Here is a 17123-nt window from a genome sequence, read left to right as displayed (position 1 = left end):
AGCAGATGATGGACAGACGTAAATTTTTAACCCGAGCGGGTATCGTTTCTGTTGCCGGCGCTGCGACAGTCGCCTGTGGTGATAAAGGTCATACCAGTGGGCCTCAACATAGTCAGGATGTGGCACATTTTGGTCATCCTATTCCTCCCGAGTGTCAGCAGGGCAGTGACGGTCAGTGGCAGAGAACGCCGGGTATTCGTACCGCCTATTCACGCTGCTTTAGCTGCTACAACATCTGTGGTCTGCGGGTACGCATCGACGAAGCCAATGACAAAGTGCTTAAAGTGGGTGGTAACCCCTATTGTGAGAATAACTCAGGTTCTCCACTGCCGATAGATACGGCCGTAAAGCAAAGCTATGTTGCCTTAGCGGGTGAGGCCGGACTCGAAAACCGTGCAACTACCTGTGCGAAGGGCGCAAGTTGTGCCGATTCGGTCGATGATGAACGTCGTGTGACGCAAGTACTTAAACGCGCGGGCAAGCGTGGCGAAGGTAAGTGGGTCAGTATCAGCTATGAGCAGGCTCTGTCAGAGATCGTAAACGGTGGTGATCTGTTTGGCGAAGGCCATGTAGAAGGGCTAAAGACGGTACGTCAGCTCGATAAGCAAGTGAAACCTGGTTACCCGGAGTTTGGCACTGCGGCTAACCATCTGTTTGCTACCTTTTGCGCCGAAGATACACTGCGCGGCAGCTTCTACGCGCGCTTTATGCAGCAGTCATGGGGTACCAGTAACTTAGGCACTAAACACGCCTATTGTGGCGCGGCGCAGGTGACGGGTTTTTCCTTGGGTATGTCGCCGGACTTCGAAGAGTGGCTCAACGATGTTGATTGGGAAAATGTCGAGTACGGCCTGTTTATGGGCACCAGCCCAGGGTCATCGGGTAACAGTCTCAACCGGGCCGGACGTGGCCTTGCGGACAGCCGAGTCGATAGAAAATTCAAATATGTGTGTGTCGATCCACTACTACGTACCACAGTTGCTGCAGATACCAATGCCAAGTGGTTAGCGGTTAAACCGGGCCAGGATGCGGCATTCTCGTTTGGTGTTATTCGCACCATGCTCGAAGAGGGCTGGTTCAATAAGGTCCACCTTGAAGGGGCGAGTGAGAAGGCGGCAAAGGCGGCAGGCGAGCTTAACTATACCAATGCCGGTCACTTGGTGGTGATGGATCCTAAGCATCCTAACTACAAAGGGTTTGCGAAAGCGGCTGATTTCGGCCTCGGTGGCGATGAAGCATTAATCGTCAAGTCGGGTAGTCAGACTCTGGTGTCTGCCGAATCGGGTGATAAGGCTGAGCTGTTTGTCAGTAAAACCTTTAAAGATGGCAAGGGCCGTAGGGTTAAACTGGTTTCTTCCCTCTCTCTGCTTCGAGAGGAAGCACAGCGTACTAGCATGAAGGTCTATGCCGAGCAATCGGGGATCGGCATCGAAGATATGCGTCAGGTGGCGAAAGACTTGGGTCATTATGGTCGTAAGGCCTGTATCGCGGGTAACGGTGGTACTAACTCTTCCGATGGTTTCGTGATGGGTTGGATCTGGGCAACATTGAATACCTTAGTCGGCTCTCATGACGCCAAAGGCGGCGCGAGTTATGGCAACGGGCCTATCGGTGGCATGGAAGGTCGCTACGATCTGGCTAATATCGCCGATGGTGTCAGTTTAGATGGCGTAGTTAATGCCTGTCGTGATGGTGCCTACGAGTCTTCTACCGAGTATCAACAGAAGGTCGCCAAGGGACAAAATCCATATCCTGCGAGCACGCCATGGCATGAGGCACTTCCGGCCATGAATGCGGCCGAGCAGTGGACCAGTCATGCCAATGCCGATCCATATCGGGCCAAGGTGCTGTTCAACTGGCGCAACAACTTCCTCTATAGTGCGGCATCGATCAGCCAGGAAGTGGTGGCGAGCATCGCCGATCCTAAGCGTCTGCCGTTAATTGTCGGCATCGATTGTCACATGAATGAAACTAACCGCTATGCGGACTATTTCATTCCGGATCGTTCAATGCTGGAAGAGTATGCGGCCGATCGTATGTGGGGATCCCATATGCTGGGTGTCGTAGCCGCAGCGCCATTGGTCACACCGAGAACGGTTAAAAACGAACGTGGTCAGCATGTGTGTATGGAGCAGCTGTTGATCGATATCGCCTTAGAGATGAAGCTACCTGGCTTCGGTAAAGGTGCTATCGCTCACGCGGATGGCCATCAGGCTGATCTGCTATGTTTCGAAGATTGGCATGCTAAATATCTGGCTAACGTGGCGGCTCAGTGTGAAGGCCTGCCTAAGGTGACGGCTGAGGACAGAGAGTGGGCCGGGCTGGATTATGCGATGAAACCGCTGACCCCAAGACTGACTCCAGCTGAATCTAGTCAGGTCGAGTCTCTACTGTCACGCGGTGGCTACTATGTGGCGGATGAACGCTATGACGGTGAGTTTATAAAAGGTGCGGGTGCTAAGTGTCTGCAGATCTATCATGAAGCCGTTACACACTTGCGTCATGCCTATTCCGGAGAGCGTTATCCAGGCACTATCACCTATCAGGAGCATAAATTCTGGAATGGAGATACCTGGGAGAGTCATTGGCCAAAGTCTGAGTATCCTCTGTTGTTCTCAAGCTACAAGGCAACAGTGCGCTCTAACTACGCGGTAGCCTATAAGCGTATCGCCGAAATTAGCCCGACTAACTTTGTCTACATGAATCAAGATACAGCCAGTGAGCAGGGCTTAAGCGACGGCGATAGCGTGAAGCTGATAACGGCGAACGGCAAGCCTGCCGTTGGTCTGTTGCAGACCGATTCAGGAGTTGCTAAAGGGGCTGTATGTGTATCCCACGGGTTTGGACACTCACAAGGCTTTGGAGGTGATGACCGCGTCATCAATGGCAAGTCGGTGCCAGGACTTAAGGAACGTGCGGGTGGCGTCGCGATCAATCAAATGATCCCGTCGGATCCAACCCGTAACGCTAAGGCCAGCATGCTCAACGACTACTGGACTGGTGCTAACTGCCGTCACGGTGTACCGGTGCGTGTAGAGAAGGCATAACGGTAAATGAGAAGTAACCCTCCCTCAGACGAGCCTGTTGGGAGGGTGATTCGTTACAGATAGTCATCTCTCAAACTTATAGTCAGCATAGTTTTAATCATTATCGACATACTCTTTGCAGGTTTTCCTGCAAAGAGACCACGACTTTGAAGGGGCACAAAATGGATAGTGCCGCTAAAGGTTGTAAACAAGCATTCCAAGTTCATCAAACCTAACCACATCACCATATTTGGTTGCCTCTATAACGTTTGTTATAGAGGGTCTTTTTTTTAAGAACATCACACTCTGCATCAATCTCTATCCAGTAAGCTCATTGAACCAAAGCGTCAGATAAACTGTTGAGTCGCTCACCTTTTAATCGTTAAAGAGTATTCAGTTTTAATTTATCTCTCTGTGCTAGTCTCTTTGACTTATGAATAGACAGATAGAAAGATAGACAAATTAACGGAGAAAATAATGAAAACAACAAAACACTCAACGTTTGGTCTGTTGGCTGCTTCGGTATCTCTGCTCTCATTGCCTGCGTTGGCAACGACACCAGAGCAAGATGCCTTTTTCGATAGTATTGCTGCGCACTGTGGTAAAGCATTTGAGGGAAGAGTCACCGCTGGCAACAGTGCTGATTCGGCGTTTAGTGGAAAATCACTGATCATGCATGTTCGTGAGTGCAGTGACAGTGAACTTAAGGTGCCGTTTCATGTGGGTGATGACCACTCCCGTACCTGGGTTATCACCAAGACTAAGTATGGTTTGCATCTAGCTCATGATCATCGTCATCAAGACGGCACGGAAGACAAGGTGACCATGTATGGTGGTATGACATCGGATATGGGCAGCGCGACTGAGCAGTCTTTCCCGGTTGATGCCTACTCGATTAATAACTTCAGAGAGAATGGCTTAGATGTGTCAGTCACCAACGTGTGGCACATGTATATCAAGCCACAGGAGTTTACCTATAGGCTGACTCGTGAAGAGCGTGATTTCAGGGTGGATTTCGATCTGACTAAACCTGTGGCGCTGCCGCCGGCGCCTTGGGGACATGAGTAGCTCGCCTTCGAATGAAGGCTGATTACATTTTTTTGTTTGGGTCTACTTGTATTGGGTAGTGTGTTTATAACTTTGATTTTCATTGTTATCTAACGCCTGCCCGGCGGAGGATGTGTAGCTACTTCTGTGACACGACACGAGTATATCCCTATAGTCTCGGCCGTGACATCCCTGTCACGGACGGTCACAGCCGCATCTACACTAGGTTATTTTCTCTCTTCGATTAGCCTTTATCCGTTAAATATCAGCTTGTTGTGAAACCAGGGAAAGCATTATGCAAACCTCATAACCCCTCCACACCTCTTTTTACCGGACAGTTCTGAGTGTTTTTCCTCACCAAATAAAAAGTAATCTTTTTGCGGCAATGAGTTGTAGATGATAGCTTTATCTAACTAAGCAAGCAGCCAAGTGCGTTATCATGCTGCTATTGAATAAGCTGTTAGCTGTTCTTTGGCTGCCATTTTTACGTGAAAACCAAGTGTGAGGTTATTAAAGTTTGCGTAGTCCATCTAAAACTTGGGTAGTGAGCTTTATAAAACACGAAACTTGCCTATAGATCGGCCTATCATATCGACAACCAAGTTTTGTATATAAATCACTGTCAGCATCTAAGGTGCTTCATGAGGTTAAACATGAATTACATCATTCCATTCTTAGTAGCCTATATTGGCTCTAAGTTGATTTTCAGCTTTTTCAACTTTAGTTATAACTTCATTACAGCCCCCTTTGATTTGATTAACTTTCTTATAGATACGGGTGTATTTGTTTTGCTCTGGGTACTGGCTGATTTGGCTGTTAAAAAGTTTACTGTAAAACGTAGGGTCAAAAACAGCTAACTAATAAGGATAGGCTTCACAAGGAGTGTAGATGAAAAATCAAAGAATAAACCTTTTACAAATAGCAGGAGTGCTTACTGTATTCGCTGCGTTAATTCATATCGGGTGCATAGTATTTGGTGGTGATTGGTATCGCTTTCTCGGTGCTGGTGAACAGATGGCTCAAATGGCTGAAAGCGGGCACTCTTACCCAACTACTGTCACTAGCATAATTTCTGCTGTTCTATTGCTTTGGGCTACCTACGCGTTTTCAGGTGCTGGTTTAATTATTAAGTTGCCGTTGGTTCGGCTTGGTTTAGCACTAATTTCAGTTGTATTGTTAGCCCGAGCGCTGGGGTTTTATTTCATAATGCCAGCTTTTCCAGATAACTCGTTAACCTTTTGGCTCATTAGTTCGGGCATATGTTTACTCCTAGGTTTAACATACGCACTAGGCCTAAAACAGCGTTGGCACTTAATCAGTGGCAAAGCCTAACAAGGCCATCTTGCCTCGTCAGCCTCGCTGGCTGGAGAGATTTTCCGTGGCTTTTTTGTGCTCACGCTACGCTAGCACAAACATCCACAACAAATTTGCCGCAAATGCAGGCGTTATCCGACAACAAAATAGAAGAAGGTTCGAGTCCCTAGGTTCTAGTAACTAGAACCTTCTTTATCTACTTCTCTTCGAAGGTAAATGACTGTCCTGCAAGGGCTGCTTCAAACATCAGGCCACCCTTAGCTAAGGTGTATACTGCCATGCCGTTGATGTAGGCCGCTTTGGCCGCTGCCTTACCTGCGCTGCTGGAGTTACCTGTGGTTCCGGCCTGAGCGTTAGCCCCAATGGTTATTGCCACTGCAGAGGCTTGAGCACCGAATTCGAAGCTGCCACTGGTAAACTCGTTATAGGCTTTGGCATCTTTAAAGAAGATGATCTCGCTGTAGGCCTGACCGCCAATCTGAAAGCCCAGAGATAGCTGAGAGAGACTGGTATCTCCCTTGTAACTATTACCCTTATAAACACGCCCTTTGCCGTAGGCGGCGCCAATTCCGAATCCACCTTTTCCTACTGTAGGATATATGGCGTAACCGTAGGCGTTATTGAAAAATTTATGGGTGTCACTGGCCTGTTTAAAATTCGCGATAGCTTCTGAATAACTGTCATCGGCAGCGGCAACTTGGGTAGCGAAAACAGTGGCGATAAAACAGGTTGCGATAGAGATAGCTGAGATGAATTTTTTCATTTTGGACTCCGTTTCAAAAAGCATACATTTAGTGCGTTTAGTGTATTTAGCATACGCATCAAAGTGTGAGAAATGAATGGCCGGAAATGAAAAAGCGCCAGTTATGGCGCTTTTTTACTTGATGGTCAGCTTAGGTTCAGTGATTCATTGAACAAAGCATTAATCGATAGCTTTGCCGAGGACGTAGTGATTGAACCATTTCTGGTCCCACTCCATCTTAGCTTTTCTGTGCTGGTACTTACTCAGTCCATGACCTTCGCCCGGGTATACGATCAACTCTACCGGTACATTGAGATAGTGTTTGAGTGCACGATATAGACCCTGTGCATGTCCGACTGGAACGCGTTGATCATTCTCACCGATATGGATAAGCGTTGGTGTTTTGATCTTGTCTGCATGGGTGAGTGATGAACCGTGGGTGTAGGCTTCCGGTTTTTCCCATGGGAGGCCTTCCATGAAGTTGACTACGTGGCCAGGGGTATCTTCCAGCATCCACTGCAAGCGCTGATCGAACACGCCGGCGCCGGAACTTGCCGCCTTGAAGCGCTCATTGGTACTGATCAAAGCATTGGTAAGGTAGCCACCGTTGCTCCATCCCATGACAGCCATCTTGTCACCATCGACAATCCCTTCGCCAATCAAGTGATCGACGCCAGCCATGATGTCATTGACCTCGATGACATGTTCCTGACCCACGAGTTCGGTGAGGAACTTATCGCCATACCCGGTCGAGCCACGATAATTTGGCGACAGTAGAGCCCAGCCATTTGCGGTAAATGTAGAGCGGCCGTAAGACCTGTGTTGCAGGGCATAAGGCGTTGCCGAGGTGGGACCACCATGGATCTGCACGATTAACGGCAGTGGGCCATCTTCTTTCTTATATCCCGCCGGGAGATCTAAGATACCTTCGACTGTGCTGCCATCGGTGGCCTTCCATTTTACGACAGATATTTGCGGCAACATCCAGCTATCGACCTGAGGATTGATATTGGTAATGCGCTTAAATTTGGCACGCCTGCTATCGGCATCGGCAATGAACATATCTGAGAAGTGGTCCAGCCCATTATGGCTAAACGCTAACTTCTTGCCGTTGTGGCTAAAGCTGTAGCTACCGATCACAAGATCGCCATTCACTACCGCTCTGGTATCGCCCTGTTCGCCGTCTTCGACCTCAGTACAAAAGAGCTTTACCCGGGCGTGATCCGCACCGCGGTAACAGAGTTCATCACTGTTTGGGCGCCAATGAATATCTGATGAGTTTAGCGTCACATCATCGATGCGCGTCACTTCAGTCAGTGACTTAGTCTTAGTATCTGAGACGAACAGCTTACCCGGGTGGCCATCGAAGTCGATACGAAAGGCGAGCTGTTGGTTATCTGAGTGCCAATCGAGCCCGAGTAGCCAGCCATAGGGCGACGGAGCCTGTTCGCGCCATGCCGTATCTTCCAGCACCTCATTGGTCTTGCTTTGGGTATTATAAATTTCGATATCGGACCAACCTTCAAGATTGACCAGCTCGTTATCGGATGTCGTAATTCGGGCAACTTTACTGCCATCACCGCTGACACTGAAATTCCATACGACCTTGTCATCATCCAGAATGAGTTGCTGTTTGAAGTGTTGAAGATCTAATTTATATAGAGGGTTGGTTTTTCTTTCACCATGAGCGTATTTGGGCGCGCTGTGGTCTGCACGCATTGAAGCCCACTCATCTTTGTCTTTGACCGTCTTACTTCCTAAGAAGTAAAGGGTATTACCATCGGGACTGAGTGAAAAAGAACTGACTCCTTCAACCTCTTTGGTCACGGGCACGGCATCGCCGCCATCTCGGTTGATACGAAAGACCTGACTCTTACCATTGTAAGGGGCCTTCTTGTCTTCATGGGTCACCTTGCCAATATAGTAGATATACTGACCATCTGGGCTCCACTGTGGACTGGACTCACTCTCATTGGTGAAGGTTAGGCGGGTGGTTTTTTTGTTTTTGGTATTAACCTGCCATAGATCTCGCTGGGATTTATCCAGCTCTTTATCCCAACGCGCCTCGAGCCAGACAGCTCGTTTTCCATCGGGGCTTAACTGTACGCTGCTCATCCCCCCAATATCGAAAAAATCATCGGTGGTGATTTGATGAGTTCGCTGCGAGGCTAACGCGTTTGCCGAACCACCTAAAAATAGTCCAGCCGAAATCACGGCCAACACGGTGAGTTTATTTGCCCTTCCCATCTTCATCCCTCTCATTTTATTTTTGATGTTGAAATTCTGACTCTCAGGTCGGAGATTCAAATCTTATGCCGATTGGTATCATAACTATTTGGGTCAATACATTAGCGCAAACTTCATCCTCATTGCTACGATAATTAGTATTTTTCGTGATGCTGAAAAGGGTTAAAACAGATAGTCTTACTCGCCGATATAGGGTCATAGATCATGCCCTAAATAAAAAGCGTGCTCTGGCAGGTTTTCGAGACCCAGGCCTGGGGCTGTAAACCTGCCCCTGGCATGGCGCATTTTGGGTTCAGGCGTTTTTGGCCACCCACTTCTTGCCGAGAATCAAGACCGGGGCGAGAACGAAAAGGGAGATAATGAACCAGTGAAAGTTATTGCCTCCGGCGACGGCTGCGGTTTGGGTCTGTAGCTGACCAGCCAACAGGCTGGCGACACGAGCCGGTGTCGCTTCAAGCATCCCGTGGTTGAGAACCTCAATCATGGCTGCCTGTTGCCGGATGAAGGCCGGTTTTTCCGGATTAAAGTTTTCCCCCAGTACACTTAGCACTCCCGAGGCCTCCTGGCTCATCATGCGAGAGAAGAATGCCATTCCTCCTATGCCGCCCAGGGTTCGGAAAAGATAGAAGTAAGCTACGCCCTGGGGAATATGTTCTCTCTTGAAGCTGGAAAGAATAGAGATGGTTACCGTCACATTGAGCAAGCCGACCCCAAAACCGCGTAATATCAGCGCCGGTAGCAGGTCGCTGGCGCCACTTGCCGCATTGCTGCTGGAGAGGAACACGCTGGAAATTACGATCAGCAAGACCCCGATGGGAACTACGGCATCGGCCTTTATTTTTGGGTGATTGCTGACCCAGATACTGACCAGAAGCCCCAGGAACATGCTGAAGAAGGCGGGCAGCTGAACCCACCCCTGTTCGCTGTGGCTGTATTTGAGCACGCTGCCGAGATAAACACCAATCAGCATAGAGGTGCCCAGTACGGCGAACCCGGCGAGGGCGGCATTGTACATGGAGACCTTGTTTTTATTGGGTCTTAATACGTCGGAGCGGATAAATTCACCCCGTCCCCACTGTTTCTTGATGGCGAGTGCACACAGAAGTGAGAGGGCTGTAGTGCTCAGGGCCAGATTAATGATGATCTGGCTGTCAAACCAGTTATAGAATTGGCCACGCATCAGCAGAAGAACCGCTCCCGTGATGGCCCCCGCCATAAGACCTGCCTGAAGCAGATTGAACCTGATGGGGAGCACCTTGTCTTCGCCATGGAAGGGACGCATCCATAGCCAGGCCAGCAAGATGATATATAGGCTCGTTTGAGCGGCGAATAATAGCTGCCAGAGCCCACTTTCGGCCAGCTCCGCCAATATCCAGGGATAAACTCCCATAGGTAACAGCGTCGTCATCAGCAACATGCAGCCTTCTGCCAGTGCAATCTCCTTGAGGGATAGATTGCGTAGTACAAGTACCTGTACTGCAACCAGCATAGCGCTGGCAGCCACTCCCAGTCCGACCCATGCCAGAAAGTGCGCCGGCACCTCAGTGGTAAATCCCAGTATCAGGGTGCTAATCAGGCCGAACATGGCCCCGCCCATGAGCAGCGCAACGGCACCTATACGATATGCCAGCCAGGATGCGAGTGGCAGGACGAGCAGCTGAGCCAGAATATAGAGAATATTCAGCCAAGAGGTATCGTCGGCAGATAACCCGAGTGCTCCGGCTATCTCGGCTGCGCTGGCATTATAAACTGCCGAGGTAATGCCGAAGGGGATCATGGCCAGGGTGACCAGTAGTATAAGTTCATGGCGGCGGTTCATCGCTTACTCCTCCAGACCAAGCGCGCCAGAGTCACTTTCGGTATCAATTGTCACTTCTGCCGAAAGTCCGGGTACGACACGCCCATGAAGCTCCGCGGGGATCTCGAGTTGGATCTTTACCGGCACGCGTTGAACCACCTTAACGAAGTTGCCGGTGGCGTTATCGGGTGGCAGCAGGCTGAATTGGGCTCCGGTAGAGGGGGAGGTACTGGTTACCTTGCCTTTAAACTCAGTGCCGGGAAACATATCCAATAATACCTCGACCTCTTGTCCGGGCTTTATATGAGTCAGCTGAGTCTCCTTGTAATTGGCTTGCACCCATAAATTATCGATAGGCACTATGGCCAGCACTCCTGAGCCTGCCTTGACGAATTTGCCAAGCTGTAGTGAGCGATTACCGACAAGCCCCGTAATGGGAGCCAATATTTGCGTGTCTTGTAATTCGAGTTCACTCAGCTCCAGCGCCGCACGGGTTTGCTGCTCTTGTGCGATAATTTGTGCGCGCTCGGTTTGTAAAGTGATTAGCTGATATTTTGCTGCAGTGAGCTTGAGCTTCGCCGCCTCAAGATTGGCGCCGGCAATTCTTGCCTTATTGGTTTGGGCATCGTGAAGTGTCTTACTGACCGCTCCGGTCTTAACCAGTTCCGAATAGCGTCGCAACTCTCTTTGTTCCAATTCATAGGTTGCACGAGCGACCTCCAGATAGGCCGCGGTTTCGTCGATCTTGACCCGCTGCAACTCGGTTCGGCTACGGTTGTTCTCTAAGGATGCAGCTGCCATGGATTGGGCTGCTCGGGCTTGCTCTCGGCGGGCAAGGTAATCCCGGGGATCGATTGTGGCCAGAAGGTCTCCGGCTTGAACGAGTTGATTATCGGTGACAAAAATCTCGGTGATCCTTCCGGAGGCTTCGGCACTTATCTGAGTGATCTCGCCATGGACATAAGCATTGTCGGTCTTGATACTATCTGCGTTGGCCATAAAAGTGTTAACGGAGGCACCAGTGGTGGTTATCAGTGCCAGCGCAATAACGAGCGCCTTAATTTTTGTATTCATGATCTCTCTCTTAACTTACTGTACCGTACTGGACAGTACGATAAGTGATTTGTTATAACTAGATCAAGCTATTTTTTCACCACCGACTCCGAAATAGTGTTCATCACGAGTGCGGGTAGTCGTTGGGGAACGGGCATTTGGAGGTGAAAGTCCGGGCATAAATTGCATGAAACGCGCAGAACTGTTTTAATTAAGGCTCAGAACAAGAGGTACTGGAATGCGTCCATCCACGCTGAAAAAGCAACAAAAAATCATAGAGGTAGCGACTAAGCTATTTTTCGAACAAGGTTACTCCGAGACCAGTTTAGATCAGATCATCGAGGTCTGTGGCGGCTCGAAACAGACCCTCTATAGCTACTTCGGTTGCAAGAGGGGATTATTGATTCAGGTCATTTCCTGCTGTACCGAAGAGGTTGGCAACGTATTTCAGTTTGATACTGATAGTGATTCTAGTCTGTCGGAACAGCTGACCCTGTTCGGTTACGACTATCTCAGAGCATTATGTTCGCAACCTATCATCGATATGTATCGCATCATAGTGGCGGAAGCGCGCCGCGACAAAGAGTTGGTCGAATTTTTCTTGTCTCGTGGTCCCCATCGCTTCTATAACAGACTCAGCGAATTTTTACAGAGCAAAGCACAGCAGAGAAAGATAGTCCTTGAGGATCCTGCACTGACAAGCGCTCAGCTTATGGGCTTGCTCAGAGGAAACTATTTTCAGGATGTGGTGTTGGGCATGGATATCCCGTCCGATGAAGAGATGATGCGATACTCAGTTCAGGCGGTAAGGTGTTTCTTACAGGGTTATGAAACCAAGGCTTAGGTCGACTCCCGTCGTGTCAGCTAATTGCGTTAATTGTGCTTTTTATCCTCCTGCATCAACTGTTGCAGGTAGTTGAGCTCTTCGGAGTTGAGGAGCTGACTACTGGCTTTAGTCCTCGTAGGATTTTGCTCGGATTGACGCATGAATCGTCCCCGTAAGTAGGCCGCTTTGGTTATTTGTTGAAGCCCATAGAGGGCGAGCAGATAGACGGTCAACAGCAGTATTAATCGGGTAAACGCCTGGGTGACCTCAGAGATTTGGTCGCCCATATAAAATGGCAAGATGACTAAGACGGTACGTACCAGCCAATTGCTCATCATGGCTAGGGTGAGCACTAACAGCCAGCGGAACTTAATATCCTTTAGACTCTCCAGATGTACCCTGCCTGAACGCCCCCGATACTTTCTCAGCATCTGAATAATGAGTATGAAATAGAAACCGGTCTGCAGACTAAGTAACGCGGGTAAAGCGGCCCCTATTTTGAAATCCATGAGGCCAGGGCCGGCACTGTTCTGTAATAACTCGCCATCGGGAGCGAAGTCATAACTTAATAGTGATACGACAAAGATGACAATGGCGATCAGAATTGGGAGATAAAAGTGTTTAGATAGGCTTATGGGGACACGAATATTATGCAGGCTGCGATAGCAATAAAGATAAAGCAGAGGCATAAGGAGAAAATAGACTGGAATGATTAAGGTAAAGAGCAAATGTATCGGTGCCGGGGAGTTATCCCGGTTAAGCATACCGGTAAAAAAATAGAGTGCCATCAGACTAAATAGACCAGCCAGTAGCTTGTGATTACCACTGCTGTCTCTGTAAATATAGCGAATATAGAGACCTAACCCGATACAGTGAATACCGCCGAGCAGAGACAACCACCAATAACCTTGAGTGAGAAAGGTACTTAATTCATTCATAACAACTCATTGTCATGGCAAGAGATACCCGGATGCAAGAGATATAGAATAAATTTTAAGCATGTCACACAAGTCTGCTCAAAATGGCAATCTGAGTTATCGGTGAGTTAAGTACTTAACAGGGGAGAGTTGCTCTAATGTCATCGTCGATTAGAGCGGTTGTTAGGCGAATATCCAGAGCTGGTTAGGCGTGATTTTTTCTGTTTTTTCGAATATGTCGATTAGAAAACTCGACCGGTACCGTCTCAGGTACAGGAGTACGTTCAGAAAACAGGTGCCGAATAGCCATGATGGGGTGTGGCAGCAGCATCTTAGGCCCCGAAAAAACCATGATCTCTCTCGCCTTTGCCTTCATATGAGGCTTATAGCAATGTACCGGGCATTTATTACAGGTAGGTTTAATTTGACCATAGGGACATCTGTCCAAGCGTGTGTGGGCGTACTCCAGAAATTCCTGGCACTCCTGACACTCTGGGAGCTTATTATGATGATGCGCCTTACAGTAGATCTCAACCATAGCAAGGATGGTGTTGTACTCACGTAATAATTTGCCACTGAGTAGTTGATGCTCTGCCATTATTATTCTCCAACACCTAATTTTCTAACTGAAACTATAAATATATTATGGGCACTATTTTAGCGTTTAAGTTTAAACCTTTAAATAGGTCAGGCGTCTAATACCCTAGTAAATTACTAGGGTACTTTAGCGTTTGAGGCAACTTGAAACAAAATAGAATGTGTAAAGTATGAAGAGCTGCACAAAAAGGGCGGATAGTTTATCTTTGGTAGCCCTTTTCTCTAATCGATGACAAGGGCGAAAGTGACTCATGGTGTGCTATCTATATATGCATGATCTTAGTTGCATCCAGCGTCCATTGAGTTAGCTTGCCTAAGGTGCTTATGATTGCCCCCTCGATTAGCATCTCTTGCGACACTCCGCGTCCATCGGTACAGGTTTTACATAAGGATACCGGGACACTCTGTGCCATCAGAATGTCCAACATCTGCTGGATGTTATAACTCAGATCTGGTGTTACCTGGTTTTTCACTGCGCCATAGACAGCATCTGACATTAAAAATATTTTTAAATTAATAACTTCAGTTTCCTGCTCTTTGAGCGCTATAGCTATACGTAAGGCATTAAAAAGTTTTTCACTTCCATAGGGGCTTTCATGGGCTACGATGAGGATATTTTGCATCTTTGCTGTCGATATCTGAAAAAACGCAGTGTAGCAAAATTCAGATTTATGGAGTGGAAGGCTTGTCACAAGGACGAAATAGGCATAAAAGTCGTTTTATTTTGATACATATTTGAAAAAGAGATATAAATACTTGATTTAAAGCAAGAGAATGAATTAATAATATCGGTTACTATCTGTACATATACAGATGGAATAGATATAGCCTGATTATTTATACCGACTCATTCAATCACTGTCTTACTCAGCTGTTTTTGAGGTGGTCTGAAACTCGCGTTAATGAGTCGGTCAGGTATTATGGATTAAAGTCAATCACTGGTGGACGACAATGAAATATATAGCCATTATTTTGCTAGTTGCTTTAGGGGTTTATCTATATAAACGAGCTCAGCGACTGGCCGAAGAGGAACTGAAACAGGATTTGAATACTCCTGTTGAAAAAGAGATTTTCGACAGCGCTTCAGCCGAAGATATTCAGGATGAGAGCCATGCCTTTTCTGGGGACACGGCTAAGGCGGAAAAGGTTGAAGTGGAAGAGGTTTCCACTCCAGCAGATGAAGGGATCAGTTTTGAGACTAAAGAAGCGCCTAAGGTGCAGGCTGAAGTTGTAAAGAGTGAACCAGAGACTGATACTCCTGCAGAGCCAGAGCCAGAGCCAGAGCCAGAGCCAGAGCCAGAGCCAGAGCCAGAGCCAGAGCCAGAGCCAGAGCCAGCTGTGGAGGATACTCCTGTGGTAGCCACTGATGAATCTTGGCAGAACGCTAAGTTATCTCAAGCCCTATCAGATTATCGAGGCTCTACCGGGAAAGCCGTTAAACATCAGGCTTTATTGGGGGCGATTGCTGAATGTTATAAGCAACGCAAACAACTTGAGTACAGCGCATATGGGGCGGGATTAACGGCCGAATACCTATCGGTATTTGCAGAACTCGAATCACCATCTTCGGAGAAGGGGGTGGGCTTCATGCATTTATCTACACTTCTCAATGATAATGGCCGGTTCGACAGTGCCATTGGCGTTTGCCAGAAGGCGATCGAATATGGTGTGCTCGACGGTACCGTTACCGGTTTCGAAGGGCGAATAACCCGAATCGAAAAGGCCAAGGCCAAAGCGGCGAAGTAATTAGGTAGATAGTTAATATACTCAAGCGATTCTAAGTGGTTTAGGTATATTAGCGTAAGCGGTGTAAAATAAGGCGAACTAAGTTTCGCCTTTTTTATTGGGCTGAGTTCGTGAATGAGTGGAGAGTTTATGCGTTTTCGTTGGTTGGTATTATTGTTTCTGTCGCTTTCAAGCTTGACGGCTTGTACCCAAGATCCGCAGTGGACACTGTTTTATTATGTTGACTCGAAAGAGATCCCCGAGTCGGTAACCTTGAGTGAAAATATTTCGGGCTACTATGCGACATCGGAGCAATGCATTGCCAAGGGAAAAGGCTTGATTAGGTTAAGTGACTCCGGTGTTGGCAGCTTTCAATGCGGTCACTTGTGTGTTGCTACCGAGGACGGCGGCTTGACTTGCGATAGTATACTCGAGTCTTTTTAGTCATTAACCTCCCCATTTTTACCGATTTGTATTAGAGATTTAAAAGAGATCATATTTAATGAAGTTAGATTCATTACAGCTCAATCCAGAATCTAAGAGTCTGTCTATTCAGGCCGCTATTGATTTTGAGCAGTTTGAACAGTTTGCCGAGTCATTGGCTCTGGCGAGCGACTCGCGTGTATTAGACCGACAGTGGGGAGCCGATAGACATCAGTGGTTACTGGAGTTTGAAGGTACGCATATGCAGCTTAATTATGAGTTCTATGGTGATATCTGCTGGTTATCGGTTGAAAACGATGACGAATTTGAAGTGCTGGAATACTTAGCTGGCCTGTTGGAGTCTCAAATATGAGTCAAGTTAATCAAGGTTCAGGTTTTCACTTTCGGGCGTTAACCCCAGATCTGATCTTAGATGCGATTGAGAGTCTGGGTGTATACCCGGAAACGGGTTTATTGGCGCTTAATAGTTATGAGAACCGTGTCTACCAGTTTCGATGTGATAACGGTGTTCGTTATGTGGTTAAGTTCTACCGTCCAGAGCGCTGGAGCAATGAGCAGATCCAGGAGGAGCATGACTTTTCACAGTCGTTGGTCGATGAAGAGATCCCCATTGCGACGCCGATGATTATCGATGGGCGTTCACTGCACCATTATCAGGGATTCAGATTCGCGCTGTTTCCATCGATAGGTGGTCGCTCATTTGAGGTGGATAACCTGGAGCAGTTGGAGGCGACCGGTCGTTTCATCGGCCGTATTCATCAATTCTCACAGCAGGCAAAGTTTGAACATAGAGTCGTGGTTAATCCACAAATGTTGGGTGACGAATCCTTGCTCTGGCTTAAAGAGTCTGGCCATGTACCTCAATCGCTGGTCGTCCCTTATTTCACTATCGTGGAACAGGTATTAGAAAAATCTAAAGAGATCTGGTTTAAGCAGCCTCATAAACAGATCAGACTTCATGGCGACCTTCACCCCAGTAATATCCTGTGGACGCCAGATGGTCCGGGATTTGTCGATCTCGATGATGCACGTACGGGGCCTGCGGTTCAGGATCTATGGATGATGTTAACCGGCGATCGGTCGCAGCGATTACTTCAGCTCGAGATCTTACTTGAGGCCTATGAAGAGTTTTGTGAGTTTGATATCCGAGAGTTAACCCTTATTGAGCCCCTGAGGGCGATGAGAATGCTGCACTATAATGCCTGGTTGAGTCGCAGGTGGGATGACCCCGCCTTCCCGATGAACTTTCCCTGGTATGCGGAAGAGAAGTATTGGGAGCAGCAGATCCTCTCTTTTAAAGAGCAGCTAGCCGTGCTCGATGAGCCGGTGTTGAGCCTGATACCCAATTACTAATCATGAGCAACTCATTTTGTAACAGAAAATTGAA

Annotated in this window: 15 protein-coding genes; 8 read left to right on the top strand and 7 right to left on the bottom strand. The window is 47.9% G+C overall.

What is annotated here, in order from left to right; genetic code table 11:
• Window positions 1–8 precede the first annotated feature (8 nt).
• The 3 genes from EKG38_RS20010 (at window position 9) to EKG38_RS19995 (ending at window position 5405) form a co-directional block, all read left to right on the top strand.
• Entirely contained in the window at window positions 9–3047 is a 3039-nt protein-coding gene (locus EKG38_RS20010) for a molybdopterin-dependent oxidoreductase (RefSeq protein WP_126522499.1), read from the top strand.
• A gap of 456 nt (window positions 3048–3503) precedes the next feature.
• Window positions 3504–4094 (top strand): hypothetical protein, encoded by a 591-nt coding sequence (locus EKG38_RS20005; protein ID WP_126522380.1) that lies wholly within the window; start codon window positions 3504–3506, stop codon window positions 4092–4094.
• 867 nt (window positions 4095–4961) lie between these two features.
• Window positions 4962–5405, top strand: a complete 444-nt coding sequence (locus EKG38_RS19995) for a hypothetical protein (RefSeq protein WP_126522375.1) — start codon at window positions 4962–4964, stop codon at window positions 5403–5405.
• Window positions 5406–5583: 178 nt separating this feature from the next.
• Here EKG38_RS19995 and EKG38_RS19990 read toward each other — a convergent pair whose 3' ends face one another.
• The 4 genes from EKG38_RS19990 to EKG38_RS19975 form a co-directional block, all read right to left on the bottom strand.
• The gene (locus EKG38_RS19990; protein ID WP_126522373.1) at window positions 5584–6150 is read right to left on the bottom strand and encodes a lipid-binding SYLF domain-containing protein; all 567 of its coding nucleotides are present in this window, start codon (window positions 6148–6150) and stop codon (window positions 5584–5586) included.
• Between the two features lie 159 nt (window positions 6151–6309).
• On the bottom strand, window positions 6310–8376 hold the full coding sequence (locus EKG38_RS19985) for a S9 family peptidase (protein ID WP_126522371.1): 2067 nt from the start codon (window positions 8374–8376) through the stop codon (window positions 6310–6312).
• A 292-nt stretch (window positions 8377–8668) separates the two neighbouring features.
• The gene (locus EKG38_RS19980; RefSeq protein ID WP_126522369.1) at window positions 8669–10195 is read right to left on the bottom strand and encodes an MFS transporter; all 1527 of its coding nucleotides are present in this window, start codon (window positions 10193–10195) and stop codon (window positions 8669–8671) included.
• Between the two features lie 3 nt (window positions 10196–10198).
• On the bottom strand, window positions 10199–11248 hold the full coding sequence (locus EKG38_RS19975) for an HlyD family secretion protein (RefSeq protein WP_126522366.1): 1050 nt from the start codon (window positions 11246–11248) through the stop codon (window positions 10199–10201).
• 217 nt (window positions 11249–11465) lie between these two features.
• On the opposite strand from EKG38_RS19975, the gene EKG38_RS19970 reads away from it, so the two are divergent.
• Window positions 11466–12071, top strand: coding sequence for a TetR/AcrR family transcriptional regulator (locus EKG38_RS19970; protein WP_126522363.1), 606 nt, complete (start codon window positions 11466–11468; stop codon window positions 12069–12071).
• A gap of 29 nt (window positions 12072–12100) precedes the next feature.
• Here EKG38_RS19970 and EKG38_RS19965 read toward each other — a convergent pair whose 3' ends face one another.
• From EKG38_RS19965 to EKG38_RS19955, 3 genes are all read right to left on the bottom strand, one after another.
• Window positions 12101–12991, bottom strand: coding sequence for a hypothetical protein (locus EKG38_RS19965; protein ID WP_126522360.1), 891 nt, complete (start codon window positions 12989–12991; stop codon window positions 12101–12103).
• 184 nt (window positions 12992–13175) lie between these two features.
• A complete protein-coding gene (locus tag EKG38_RS19960) occupies window positions 13176–13568 on the bottom strand; it encodes a nitrous oxide-stimulated promoter family protein (RefSeq protein WP_126522358.1) in 393 nt (130 codons plus the stop codon).
• Window positions 13569–13830: 262 nt separating this feature from the next.
• Window positions 13831–14190 carry a DsrE/DsrF/TusD sulfur relay family protein gene (locus EKG38_RS19955; protein ID WP_126522355.1) on the bottom strand — a complete coding sequence of 120 codons (360 nt, stop codon included), beginning with the start codon at window positions 14188–14190 and terminating at the stop codon, window positions 13831–13833.
• Window positions 14191–14518: 328 nt separating this feature from the next.
• Here EKG38_RS19955 and EKG38_RS19950 point away from each other — a divergent pair, with 328 nt between their 5' ends.
• The 4 genes from EKG38_RS19950 (at window position 14519) to EKG38_RS19935 (ending at window position 17089) form a co-directional block, all read left to right on the top strand.
• Window positions 14519–15313, top strand: a complete 795-nt coding sequence (locus tag EKG38_RS19950; RefSeq protein WP_126522353.1) for a hypothetical protein — start codon at window positions 14519–14521, stop codon at window positions 15311–15313.
• 129 nt (window positions 15314–15442) lie between these two features.
• Complete coding sequence (locus EKG38_RS19945; protein ID WP_246033229.1) at window positions 15443–15736, top strand: hypothetical protein; 294 nt, start codon at window positions 15443–15445, stop codon at window positions 15734–15736.
• A 58-nt stretch (window positions 15737–15794) separates the two neighbouring features.
• Window positions 15795–16088: a DUF3630 family protein gene (locus EKG38_RS19940; protein WP_126522348.1), complete on the top strand. Its 294-nt coding sequence runs from the start codon at window positions 15795–15797 to the stop codon at window positions 16086–16088.
• A complete protein-coding gene (locus EKG38_RS19935; protein ID WP_126522346.1) occupies window positions 16085–17089 on the top strand; it encodes a serine/threonine protein kinase in 1005 nt (334 codons plus the stop codon). The genes EKG38_RS19940 and EKG38_RS19935 overlap by 4 nt, the downstream gene beginning before the upstream one ends.
• The last annotated feature ends 34 nt before the right edge of the window (window positions 17090–17123 follow it).

The sequence above is a fragment of the Shewanella canadensis genome (assembly GCF_003966225.1).
Classification (GTDB): domain Bacteria; phylum Pseudomonadota; class Gammaproteobacteria; order Enterobacterales; family Shewanellaceae; genus Shewanella; species Shewanella canadensis.
Note: the sequence above shows the minus strand (reverse complement) of the source record. Positions and strands in the feature narration are given on the sequence as shown.